The organism is Pseudomonas sp. 58 R 12 (assembly GCF_900005865.1).
GTDB lineage: Bacteria > Pseudomonadota > Gammaproteobacteria > Pseudomonadales > Pseudomonadaceae > Aquipseudomonas > Aquipseudomonas tritici.
In genome coordinates, this window is the sequence record NZ_CVTP01000013.1 from 1 (window position 1) to 12,607 (window position 12,607).

6 protein-coding genes, 2 tRNA genes and 3 rRNA genes are annotated in these 12,607 nt (G+C 55.8%); 4 read left to right on the forward strand and 7 right to left on the reverse strand.

Annotated features, from left to right (window positions below; genetic code table 11):
• Positions 1-9: 9 nt before the first annotated feature.
• From rrf to BFP95_RS06425, 7 genes are all read right to left on the reverse strand, one after another.
• A 5S ribosomal RNA gene (gene rrf, locus BFP95_RS06395) occupies positions 10-125 on the reverse strand.
• Positions 126-281: 156 nt separating this feature from the next.
• Positions 282-3,173 (reverse strand): 23S ribosomal RNA (locus BFP95_RS06400).
• Positions 3,174-3,422: 249 nt separating this feature from the next.
• A tRNA-Ala gene (locus tag BFP95_RS06405) sits at positions 3,423-3,498 on the reverse strand.
• A 30-nt stretch (positions 3,499-3,528) separates the two neighbouring features.
• Positions 3,529-3,605 (reverse strand) — tRNA-Ile (locus BFP95_RS06410).
• 82 nt (positions 3,606-3,687) lie between these two features.
• Positions 3,688-5,224, reverse strand: a 16S ribosomal RNA gene (locus BFP95_RS06415).
• Together the 16S, 23S and 5S rRNA genes with 2 tRNA genes alongside form the textbook arrangement of a ribosomal RNA operon.
• Positions 5,225-5,854: 630 nt before the next feature.
• The gene (locus tag BFP95_RS06420) at positions 5,855-7,348 is read right to left on the reverse strand and encodes a CoA-acylating methylmalonate-semialdehyde dehydrogenase (RefSeq protein ID WP_065874240.1); all 1,494 of its coding nucleotides are present in this window, start codon (positions 7,346-7,348) and stop codon (positions 5,855-5,857) included.
• Between the two features lie 39 nt (positions 7,349-7,387).
• A complete protein-coding gene (locus BFP95_RS06425) occupies positions 7,388-8,737 on the reverse strand; it encodes an aspartate aminotransferase family protein (protein WP_065889014.1) in 1,350 nt (449 codons plus the stop codon).
• 125 nt (positions 8,738-8,862) lie between these two features.
• On the opposite strand from BFP95_RS06425, the gene BFP95_RS06430 reads away from it, so the two are divergent.
• The 4 genes from BFP95_RS06430 to BFP95_RS06445 all read left to right on the forward strand — a co-directional run bounded on the left by BFP95_RS06430 (position 8,863) and on the right by BFP95_RS06445 (position 12,607).
• Positions 8,863-9,783 carry a LysR family transcriptional regulator gene (locus tag BFP95_RS06430; protein WP_065874242.1) on the forward strand — a complete coding sequence of 307 codons (921 nt, stop codon included), beginning with the start codon at positions 8,863-8,865 and terminating at the stop codon, positions 9,781-9,783.
• Between the two features lie 88 nt (positions 9,784-9,871).
• Positions 9,872-11,266 carry a uracil-xanthine permease family protein gene (locus tag BFP95_RS06435; RefSeq protein WP_065874243.1) on the forward strand — a complete coding sequence of 465 codons (1,395 nt, stop codon included), beginning with the start codon at positions 9,872-9,874 and terminating at the stop codon, positions 11,264-11,266.
• A gap of 87 nt (positions 11,267-11,353) precedes the next feature.
• Positions 11,354-12,013, forward strand: a complete 660-nt coding sequence (locus BFP95_RS06440) for a TetR/AcrR family transcriptional regulator (RefSeq protein WP_049710168.1) — start codon at positions 11,354-11,356, stop codon at positions 12,011-12,013.
• Positions 12,014-12,025: 12 nt separating this feature from the next.
• Positions 12,026-12,607 carry an IMPACT family protein gene (locus BFP95_RS06445; RefSeq protein WP_065909629.1) on the forward strand — a complete coding sequence of 194 codons (582 nt, stop codon included), beginning with the start codon at positions 12,026-12,028 and terminating at the stop codon, positions 12,605-12,607.

The following is a 12,607-nucleotide window of genomic DNA, read 5'->3' on the forward strand; positions in this document are numbered from 1 at the left end:
GGAATTTAATCTTGACGATGACCTACTCTCACATGGGGAAACCCCACACTACCATCGGCGATGCATCGTTTCACTACTGAGTTCGGGATGGGATCAGGTGGTTCCAATGCTCTATGGTCGTCAAGAAATTCGGGTACTGAGTCGTGGCCAGATGGCCTCGCTTCAGCAAATTGGGTATGTGACAGCTTTCGGTGTTTTCGTGAGATCGAACTTTCGGTTCTATCGTCTTCACACACCGCAATCTGATGCTCGTTAGAGTAGTCAAATTGCTTGGGTGTTATATGGTCAAGCCTCACGGGCAATTAGTATTGGTTAGCTCAACGCCTCACAGCGCTTACACACCCAACCTATCAACGTCGTAGTCTTCGACGGCCCTTCAGGGGACTCAAGGTCCCAGTGAGATCTCATCTTGAGGCTAGTTTCCCGCTTAGATGCTTTCAGCGGTTATCTATTCCGAACATAGCTACCCGGCAATGCCACTGGCGTGACAACCGGAACACCAGAGGTTCGTCCACTCCGGTCCTCTCGTACTAGGAGCAGCCCCTCTCAAATCTCAAACGTCCACGGCAGATAGGGACCGAACTGTCTCACGACGTTCTAAACCCAGCTCGCGTACCACTTTAAATGGCGAACAGCCATACCCTTGGGACCGGCTTCAGCCCCAGGATGTGATGAGCCGACATCGAGGTGCCAAACACCGCCGTCGATATGAACTCTTGGGCGGTATCAGCCTGTTATCCCCGGAGTACCTTTTATCCGTTGAGCGATGGCCCTTCCATACAGAACCACCGGATCACTAAGACCTACTTTCGTACCTGCTCGACGTGTCTGTCTCGCAGTCAAGCGCGCTTTTGCCTTTATACTCTACGACCGATTTCCGACCGGTCTGAGCGCACCTTCGTACTCCTCCGTTACTCTTTAGGAGGAGACCGCCCCAGTCAAACTACCCACCATACACTGTCCTCGATCCGGATAACGGACCTGAGTTAGAACCTCAAAGTTGCCAGGGTGGTATTTCAAGGTTGGCTCCACGCAGACTGGCGTCCACGCTTCAAAGCCTCCCACCTATCCTACACAAGCAAATTCAAAGTCCAGTGCAAAGCTATAGTAAAGGTTCACGGGGTCTTTCCGTCTAGCCGCGGATACACTGCATCTTCACAGCGATTTCAATTTCACTGAGTCTCGGGTGGAGACAGCGCCGCCATCGTTACGCCATTCGTGCAGGTCGGAACTTACCCGACAAGGAATTTCGCTACCTTAGGACCGTTATAGTTACGGCCGCCGTTTACCGGGGCTTCGATCAAGAGCTTCGCGTTAGCTAACCCCATCAATTAACCTTCCGGCACCGGGCAGGCGTCACACCCTATACGTCCACTTTCGTGTTTGCAGAGTGCTGTGTTTTTAATAAACAGTCGCAGCGGCCTGGTATCTTCGACCGGCATGAGCTTACGGAGCAAGTCCTTCACCCTCACCGGCGCACCTTCTCCCGAAGTTACGGTGCCATTTTGCCTAGTTCCTTCACCCGAGTTCTCTCAAGCGCCTTGGTATTCTCTACCCAACCACCTGTGTCGGTTTGGGGTACGGTTCCTGGTTACCTGAAGCTTAGAAGCTTTTCTTGGAAGCATGGCATCAACCACTTCGCTAACTAAAAGTTAGCTCGTCATCAGCTCTCGGCCTTAAGATCCCGGATTTACCTAAGATCTCAGCCTACCACCTTAAACTTGGACAACCAACGCCAAGCTGGCCTAGCCTTCTCCGTCCCTCCATCGCAATAACCAGAAGTACAGGAATATTAACCTGTTTTCCATCGACTACGCTTTTCAGCCTCGCCTTAGGGACCGACTAACCCTGCGTCGATTAACGTTGCGCAGGAAACCTTGGTCTTTCGGCGTGGGTGTTTTTCACACCCATTGTCGTTACTCATGTCAGCATTCGCACTTCTGATACCTCCAGCAAGCTTCTCAACTCACCTTCACAGGCTTACAGAACGCTCCTCTACCGCATCACTTACGTGATACCCGTAGCTTCGGTGTATGGTTTGAGCCCCGTTACATCTTCCGCGCAGGCCGACTCGACTAGTGAGCTATTACGCTTTCTTTAAAGGGTGGCTGCTTCTAAGCCAACCTCCTAGCTGTCTAAGCCTTCCCACATCGTTTCCCACTTAACCATAACTTTGGGACCTTAGCTGACGGTCTGGGTTGTTTCCCTTTTCACGACGGACGTTAGCACCCGCCGTGTGTCTCCCATGCTCGGCACTTGTAGGTATTCGGAGTTTGCATCGGTTTGGTAAGTCGGGATGACCCCCTAGCCGAAACAGTGCTCTACCCCCTACAGTGATACATGAGGCGCTACCTAAATAGCTTTCGAGGAGAACCAGCTATCTCCGAGCTTGATTAGCCTTTCACTCCGATCCACAGGTCATCCGCTAACTTTTCAACGGTAGTCGGTTCGGTCCTCCAGTTAGTGTTACCCAACCTTCAACCTGCCCATGGATAGATCGCCCGGTTTCGGGTCTATTCCCAGCGACTAGACGCCCTATTAAGACTCGCTTTCGCTACGCCTCCCCTATTCGGTTAAGCTCGCCACTGAAAATAAGTCGCTGACCCATTATACAAAAGGTACGCAGTCACCCAACAAAGTGGGCTCCCACTGCTTGTACGCATACGGTTTCAGGATCTATTTCACTCCCCTCTCCGGGGTTCTTTTCGCCTTTCCCTCACGGTACTAGTTCACTATCGGTCAGTCAGTAGTATTTAGCCTTGGAGGATGGTCCCCCCATATTCAGACAAAGTTTCTCGTGCTCCGTCCTACTCGATTTCATGACTAAGAGATTTTCGCGTACAGGGCTATCACCCACTATGGCCGCACTTTCCAGAGCGTTCCGCTAATCTCAAAGCCACTTAAGGGCTAGTCCCCGTTCGCTCGCCACTACTAAGGGAATCTCGGTTGATTTCTTTTCCTCAGGGTACTTAGATGTTTCAGTTCCCCTGGTTCGCTCCATACACCTATGTATTCAGTGTAAGGTAACCATCTTATGATGGCTGGGTTCCCCCATTCAGACATCTCCGGATCAAAGTCTGTTTGCCGACTCCCCGAAGCTTTTCGCAGGCTACCACGTCTTTCATCGCCTCTGACTGCCAAGGCATCCACCGTATGCGCTTCTTCACTTGACCATATAACCCCAAGCAATCTGGTTATACTGTGAAGACAACATTCGCCGAAAATTCGATAATACTCAAAACTGAGTAACTCACAAATTTTACCTTAGCCTGATCCGTTACCAGTGAAAGTAACGTTCAGTCTATCTTTCTATCACATACCCAAATTTTTAAAGAACGATCTAATCAAAGACTAGAAATCAACATTCACCATCATAACGATGGAATGCTCATTTCTAAGCTTTCATAACGTAGAAGCAGTAGTGGTGGAGCCAAACGGGATCGAACCGTTGACCTCCTGCGTGCAAGGCAGGCGCTCTCCCAGCTGAGCTATGGCCCCGTATTTCTACAGGCGTTTCCCACACAAAATTGGTGGGTCTGGGCAGATTCGAACTGCCGACCTCACCCTTATCAGGGGTGCGCTCTAACCAACTGAGCTACAGACCCAATTTCGGGCTGCTTCTTATCGTCTTCTTCAATGAATCAAGCAATTCGTGTGGGAACTTATGGAGCAGCTGATGTCGTCGATTAAGGAGGTGATCCAGCCGCAGGTTCCCCTACGGCTACCTTGTTACGACTTCACCCCAGTCATGAATCACACCGTGGTAACCGTCCTCCCGAAGGTTAGACTAGCTACTTCTGGTGCAACCCACTCCCATGGTGTGACGGGCGGTGTGTACAAGGCCCGGGAACGTATTCACCGCGACATTCTGATTCGCGATTACTAGCGATTCCGACTTCACGCAGTCGAGTTGCAGACTGCGATCCGGACTACGATCGGTTTTCTGGGATTAGCTCCACCTCGCGGCTTGGCAACCCTCTGTACCGACCATTGTAGCACGTGTGTAGCCCAGGCCGTAAGGGCCATGATGACTTGACGTCATCCCCACCTTCCTCCGGTTTGTCACCGGCAGTCTCCTTAGAGTGCCCACCATTATGTGCTGGTAACTAAGGACAAGGGTTGCGCTCGTTACGGGACTTAACCCAACATCTCACGACACGAGCTGACGACAGCCATGCAGCACCTGTCTCAATGTTCCCGAAGGCACCAATCTATCTCTAGAAAGTTCATTGGATGTCAAGGCCTGGTAAGGTTCTTCGCGTTGCTTCGAATTAAACCACATGCTCCACCGCTTGTGCGGGCCCCCGTCAATTCATTTGAGTTTTAACCTTGCGGCCGTACTCCCCAGGCGGTCAACTTAATGCGTTAGCTGCGCCACTAAAAGCTCAAGGCTTCCAACGGCTAGTTGACATCGTTTACGGCGTGGACTACCAGGGTATCTAATCCTGTTTGCTCCCCACGCTTTCGCACCTCAGTGTCAGTATTAGTCCAGGTGGTCGCCTTCGCCACTGGTGTTCCTTCCTATATCTACGCATTTCACCGCTACACAGGAAATTCCACCACCCTCTACCATACTCTAGTCAGTCAGTTTTGAATGCAGTTCCCAGGTTGAGCCCGGGGATTTCACATCCAACTTAACAAACCACCTACGCGCGCTTTACGCCCAGTAATTCCGATTAACGCTTGCACCCTCTGTATTACCGCGGCTGCTGGCACAGAGTTAGCCGGTGCTTATTCTGTCGGTAACGTCAAAACAATCACGTATTAGGTAACTGCCCTTCCTCCCAACTTAAAGTGCTTTACAATCCGAAGACCTTCTTCACACACGCGGCATGGCTGGATCAGGCTTTCGCCCATTGTCCAATATTCCCCACTGCTGCCTCCCGTAGGAGTCTGGACCGTGTCTCAGTTCCAGTGTGACTGATCATCCTCTCAGACCAGTTACGGATCGTCGCCTTGGTGAGCCATTACCTCACCAACTAGCTAATCCGACCTAGGCTCATCTGATAGCGCAAGGCCCGAAGGTCCCCTGCTTTCTCCCGTAGGACGTATGCGGTATTAGCGTCCGTTTCCGAACGTTATCCCCCACTACCAGGCAGATTCCTAGGCATTACTCACCCGTCCGCCGCTCTCAAGAGAAGCAAGCTTCTCTCTACCGCTCGACTTGCATGTGTTAGGCCTGCCGCCAGCGTTCAATCTGAGCCATGATCAAACTCTTCAGTTCAAACATCTTTGGGTTTTTAAGAAACCCTAAACTTGGCTCAGCAATCGTTGGTTACATCTTTGATTTCTCGCGGAGTAACTTGTGATGCTGATAATCTTGTTGACTATCAGTCTGACTCCACAAGCACCCACACGAATTGCTTGATTCAGTTGTTAAAGAGCGGTTGGTTAAGATCTTTCGTCTCAACCGAGGCGCGCATTCTACAGCAGCCTCATTTGCTGTCAAGTGATTATTTTCAGAAGTTTTCGAAGAATTCTTCAACAACTTCAACCACTTGCGCTTCCGATCTCTCGTTAGCGGGAGGCGAATTCTACAGCGTTACACGCTGCTGTCAACACCTCTTTTTCTCCGCTTTCGACCGAGAGGATCGAAACGTTAATAGAGCCAAACAACGCTGCCCTACCAACTCCTTCTGGGCTTCGATCAACTGAAGCAACTCGCTGTCGAATCACGCATAACTCTTTGTTTACCAAGGAGTTTTCCGTTTCGACTGCGCCGGAAGTGGGGCGAATTATAGACTTCCAGGATCTGCCGTCAACCCCTTTTTTTCACATTTCTGTCATATAGGTCAAAAAGCCCCCAGAAACGCAAAAGCCGGCCCCAAGGGGCCGGCTTTCTTCCTACCGAGCCTTAAAGACTAGGAAAGGCAAACTGCGACGCTTCATGGCTCGCCCGTTGCGGCCAGCGCTGTGTAATCGCCTTGCGACGTGTGTAGAAGCGCACCCCATCCGGACCGTACGCATGCAAGTCGCCGAACAGCGATCGCTTCCAGCCACCAAAGCTGTGATAAGCCACCGGCACTGGCAGGGGAACGTTAACGCCGACCATGCCCACTTCGATCTCATCGCAGAACAGCCGTGCCGCTTCACCGTCACGCGTGAAGATACAGGTACCGTTACCGTATTCATGATCGTTGATCAGTTGCATCGCCGTTTCCAGGCTATCCACCCGCACCACGCACAACACCGGTCCGAAGATCTCTTCTTTATAGATACGCATCTCAGGCGTCACACGATCAAACAAACTCCCCCCCAGGAAGAAGCCCTCTTCGTGCCCGGCAACACTCAAGCCGCGACCATCGACAACCAGCTCAGCCCCCGCCGCCACTCCGTCTTCTATATAGCCACTGACTTTGTCACGCGCCTGGCCCGTCACCAACGGCCCCATATCCAGCCCGCAAGAAGTGCCCGCGCCAATTTTCAGCGCCTTGACCTGCGGCACCAGCTTGGCAATCAACGCATCCGCCACTTGGTCGCCCACGCACACAGCCACCGAAATCGCCATGCAACGCTCACCACAGGAACCATACGCCGCGCCCATCAAGGCACTCACCGCGTTATCCAGGTCCGCGTCCGGCATCAGTACCGCGTGGTTCTTCGCCCCACCCAGTGCCTGCACGCGTTTGCCACGCTTGGTCGCTTCGGAATAAATGTATTCGGCAATCGGCGTCGAGCCCACGAAACTCAGTGCTTTCACTTCCGGTGCTTCGATCAGTGCATCCACCGCACCCTTGTCACCGTGCACCACACTCAGCACGCCTTTAGGCAAACCGGCCTCTTGCAGCAATTGCGCGATCAACAGCGTCGAGCTCGGATCACGCTCCGATGGTTTCAGGATGAAACAGTTACCGCAGACTATCGCCAACGGGTACATCCACAACGGCACCATCGCCGGGAAGTTGAACGGCGTAATACCGGCAACCACGCCCAGCGGCTGGAAGTCCGACCAGGCATCAATGTTCGGTCCTACGTTACGACTGTATTCGCCCTTCAGAATCTCCGGCGCCGAGCACGCGTACTCCACGTTTTCGATCCCGCGCTTCAACTCACCGGCCGCGTCTTCCAGCGTCTTGCCATGCTCTTCGCTGATTAACTGCGAGATGCGTGCTTCGTTCTGCTCCAGCAACTGCTTGAAACGAAACATCACCTGGGCGCGCTTGGCTGGCGGGGTATTACGCCACGCCGGGAACGCAGCCTTGGCCGAGTCGATCGCTTGTTGAATGGTTTCACGGCTGGCCAACGGCACATGGTGGATCACTTGGCCGGTCGACGGGTTATACACGTCGGCACTGCGGCCACTGTCGTTGACCATCTCACCGTTGATCAAATGCTGGATAAGGCTCATGCAGGGCTCCTGAAAAATTGTTCTATATAGAAGGAGAAATCAGTCGATCTTGTTCAGCACTCCGCCGACCGCATCGAACAAGCGATCCAGGTCCTGCGGCTTGCTGTTGAAGGTTGGTCCGAACTGCAGGGTGTCACCGCCAAAACGCACGTAGAAACCGGCTTTCCACAAGGCCATGCCGGCCTCGAATGGACGCACGATGGCATCACCGTCACGCGGGGCAATCTGGATCGCACCGGCCAAGCCATAGTTGCGAATATCGATTACGTTCTTGCTGCCCTTCAAACCGTGCAGCGCATTCTCAAAGTGCGGTGCGACTTCGGCTACGCTCTGCACCAGGTTTTCCTTCTGCAGCAGGTCCAATGCCGCCAGGCCAGCTGCGCACGCCACCGGATGCGCCGAGTAGGTGTAGCCGTGGGGGAATTCCACCGCATACTCCGGCGTCGCCTGGTTCATGAAGGTCTGATAGATCTCGCTGCTGGCAATCACCGCGCCCATCGGGATCGCGCCGTTGGTTACTTGCTTGGCGATGCACATCAGGTCTGGGGTCACGCCGAAGCTGTCGGCCCCGAACATCGAACCGGTACGGCCAAACCCGGTGATCACTTCGTCGAACACCAACAGGATATTGTGCTGGTCACAGATCTCACGCAGACGCTTGAGGTAACCCTGTGGCGGCACCAGCACGCCCGCAGAGCCGGCCATTGGCTCGACAAATACAGCCGCGATATTCGATGCATCGTGCAACTCGATCAGCTTGAGCAATTCATCAGCCAGCGCGATACCGCCCTGCTCCGGCATCCCACGGGAGAATGCATTGCTCGCCAGCAGGGTGTGCGGCAGATGATCAACATCCATCATCGCCTGACCAAACATTTTACGGTTGCCGTTGACGCCGCCCAGGCTGGTGCCGGCGATGTTCACACCGTGATAACCACGGGCGCGACCGATCATCTTGGTCTTGGTGGCCTGACCTTTCAGGCGCCAGTACGCACGCACCATCTTCACCGCCGTGTCGGCGCACTCGGAGCCGGAGTCGGTGAAGAACACATGGTTAAGGTTGCCAGGGGTCAGGGCCGTAATCTTTTCCGCCAGTTGGAAGGACAACGGGTGACCGTATTGGAAGCCCGGCGAGTAGTCCAAAGTCCCCAGTTGTTTGGACACCGCTTCCTGGATTTCCTTACGCGTGTGCCCGGCGCCACAGGTCCACAGGCCCGACAGCGAGTCATACACCTTGCGGCCTTTGTCATCCATCAACCAGCTGCCTTCGGCGGCCACGATCAGCCGCGGGTCACGCTGGAAGTTACGGTTGGCGGTGTAAGGCATCCAGTGCGCGTCCAGCTTCAGTTGGCTGGCCAGGGACGATGGGGCGTTTTCGGGCATGTTCATCAGCAAAACCTCGCAAGGCAGAAGGCAGCGTCGGGATTGAAACGCGTGGTTGCAGCTAAATTGCCATGGCGATAAAGTCGGTGAAATCCAACTCTTCTAACCTTCAGTCAGGCCGTCACTAAACTATGAGCAGCCGTCGACCCGATCCCCTGGCCCAAGTCAGCGACTTCGATATCCGCCTGCTGCGCATTTTTCGCAGTGTGGTGGAGTGCGGTGGTTTTTCAGCGGCAGAAACCGTGCTGGGCATAGGCCGTTCGGCCATCAGCCAGCAAATGAGCGATCTTGAGCAACGCCTCGGGCTAAGGCTGTGCCAACGCGGCCGCGCCGGTTTCTCCCTGACCGAAGAAGGCCGCGAGGTCTACCAATCGGCCCTGCAACTCTTGAGTGCCCTAGAAAGCTTTCGCACCGAGGTCAACGGCCTGCACCAGCATCTGCGCGGCGAGCTGATCATCGGTCTCACCGACAACCTCGTCACCCTGCCCCACATGCGCATCACCCACGCGCTCGCACAATTGAAGGAACGCGGCCCGGATGTGCAAATCCAGATCCGCATGATCGCCCCCAACGAAGTCGAACAAGGCGTGCTCGACGGTCGCCTGCATGTCGGCGTGGTGCCCCAGGCAAGCGCCCTGTCGGGATTGGAATATCAACCGCTGTACAGCGAGCGTTCGCTGCTCTACTGCGCGGTCGGCCACCCGTTGTTCTATGCCGACGACAAGCAGTTGGACGACGCTCGCATCGATGACCAGGACGCCATCGCACCGACGTTCCGCCTGCCCGCCGAGATCCAGGCCCATTACCAGGCACTCAACTGCACCGCCAGCGCCTCCGACCGCGAAGGCATGGCATTCCTGATCCTCACCGGCCGCTATATCGGTTACCTGCCCGATCACTACGCCAGCCTGTGGATACAACAAGGACGACTGCGCCCGCTGAAACCGGCTACACGTTTTTACGATTTGAGCCTCGCATCGGTCACGCGTAAGGGCCGTCGCCCCCATTTGGTGCTGGAAAGCTTCCTGGAAAGTCTGGCAGCAACGCGCTAACGCGGACCGCGCACAAAAAGCTGAGCACTTGGACAGTTTTTTGCAAGCGCACAGGGACCTAGAACAGTCCGACTCGAGTTTGCCCGCCATGCCACCAGAATCCTCCAGCCCCAGCGACCTCATCTACGGCCTCAATGACCGCCCGAAACCCGCTCCGGCCTTGCTCGCCGCACTGCAACATGTGCTGGCCGCCTTTGTCGGCATCATCACCCCGCCGCTGATCATCGGCTCCACTCTGGGTCTGACCGCCCATTTGCCCTACTTGATCAGCATGGCGTTGATGGTCTCCGGTGTCGGCACGTTCATTCAGGCACGTAGGCCATTTGGTATCGGCGCGGGGATGATTTGCCTGCAGGGCACCAGCTTTGCGTTTCTTGGCGCGGTGTTGTCGGCGGGCTTTTTGGTGAAGCAACGTGGCGGCAGCCCGGAAGACATCATGGCGATGATCTTTGGCGTGTGCTTTTTCGGCGCCGTGGTGCAGATCGTGCTGAGCCGCTTTATCGGCCAACTGCGCCGAGTCATCACGCCGTTGGTGACTGGAATTGTCATCACGTTGATCGGCATCAGTTTGATCAAGGTCGGCATCACCGACCTTGGCGGCGGTTTCAACGCCCCGGACTTCGGCGCGCCTATCAACTTGGCGCTGGGTGTGTTCGTGGTACTGACCATCATCCTGCTCAACCGATCCAACACACCTTGGGTGCGCCTGTCGGCAATCATCATCGGCCTGGCCCTCGGTAGCCTGGCCGCGTGGTTCAGCGGCAAACTCGTGCCTCAAGCCCTGCCCGACCTGCCGCTGGTCAGCCTGCCTATTCCGTTTCGCTTTGGTTTCAACTTCGACTGGAGCGCTTTCCTGCCGATCGCGCTGATTTATCTGATCAGCAGCATCGAAACGGTCGGTGACCTCACCGCCAACTGCATGATCGCCCGCCAGCCCATCAGCGGCCCTTCTTATATAAGCCGCCTCAAGGGTGGCGTCCTCGGCGATGGTGTCAGTTGCATGATCGCCGCCACCTTCAGCGCCTTCCCCAACACCACGTTCGCGCAGAACAACGGCGTGATTCAACTCACCGGCGTCGCCAGCCGATACGTCGGCTTATATATCGGCGTGGTGCTGTTTTGCCTCGGGTTGTTTCCATTGATTGGCGCAGTCCTGCAGCAAATCCCCAAGCCGGTCTTGGGCGGCGCGACCCTGGTGATGTTCGGCAGCGTGGCCGCCGCCGGTGTGCGCATCCTTGCTCAGGCACCGCTGGACCGACGCAGCATGCTGATCATCGCCACCTCGTTTGGTGTGGGCCTGGGTATCGCCGCCCAACCGAACCTGCTGCACTTGATGCCGACGCTGGTGCAGAACCTGTTCGACTCCGCTATCACCAGCGGCGGCCTGACTGCCATTGTGCTGTGCCTGCTATTACCGGAAGCCAAACCCACCCGCGTCGCCGCAAACCACACACCGGAAAGCGACACGCTGGAACCGCTTTGACAGTTTTATTGCATCAGGACTTGTCTGAGGCTTGAGGGTGGGTTATCTGTGCACACGTCGTCTCTATCGATCAGCACGGAAACCTCCATGAGCCTCGAAGTTCCTGCCCACAGCAACCAAGCCGGTAAACCCGCCAGCCGCATTCGGCAAAAGAACGAACAAGCGATTCTCCAGGCTGCTGAAGATGAGTTCGCGCGCCATGGCTACAAAGGCACCAGCATGAATACGATTGCTGCCAGTGCCGGGCTGCCAAAGGCCAACTTGCACTACTACTTCACCAACAAACTGGGCCTGTACATCGCGGTGCTCAGCAACATCCTCGAACTGTGGGACAGCACCTTCAACGCGCTGACCGCCGAGGACGACCCGGCCGTAGCCCTCACCCGCTACATTCGCACCAAGATGGAGTTCTCGCGGCGCCAACCCCAGGCCTCGCGGATCTTCGCCATGGAGATCATCAGCGGCGGCGAATGCCTCACCGAATATTTCAGCCAGGACTATCGTGCGTGGTTCAGTGGCCGCGCGGCGGTGTTCCAGGCCTGGATCGACGCCGGCAAGATGGACCCCATCGACCCCGTGCACCTGATCTTCCTGCTGTGGGGCAGCACCCAGCACTACGCCGACTTCGCCACCCAGATCTGCCGCGTCACCGGTCGCACCAAGCTGACCAAGCAGGACATGGACGACGCCGGCACCAACCTGATCCACATCATTCTCAAGGGCTGTGGCATCAAGCCCGTCCAATAAACGAAGCGACTTATGCCTTTCACGCTCACCGGCCTTTGCGAATTTCGCGAAGAAATACGCAAAAGCCGCTTCATCACGCTCGCCGCACCGATCACCAGCCCGCAGGACGCCCAGGCTTTTTTCGAGCAGCACAGCGACCTGAACGCCACGCACAATTGCTGGGCCTGGAAACTCGCCGATCAATACCGCAGCAACGACGATGGCGAACCCGGCGGCACAGCCGGGCGGCCGATCCTGGCGGCCATCGAGGCACAGGGTTTTGATCAGGTCGCGGTGCTGGTGATTCGCTGGTACGGCGGCATCCAACTGGGCACCGGCGGGCTAGCGCGTGCGTACGGCGGTGGCGCGAATAAATGCCTGCAAAATGCCGAACGCATCGAATTGATCAGCCGTGTGCCCTTAAGTTGCGCTTGCGGGTTCGCCGAGCTCAACCTGGTGAAACTGCGCGTGGCTGAACTGGGCGGGCTGGTGGTGGAAGAAACCTTCACCGCCAACGGCGTCGAGCTGCAACTCGCATTGGGCGAAGCGCAGATCGACACCCTGCAAACCCAGCTTGCCGACCTGAGCCGTGGGCGCATCTTGCTGCAACGCTGA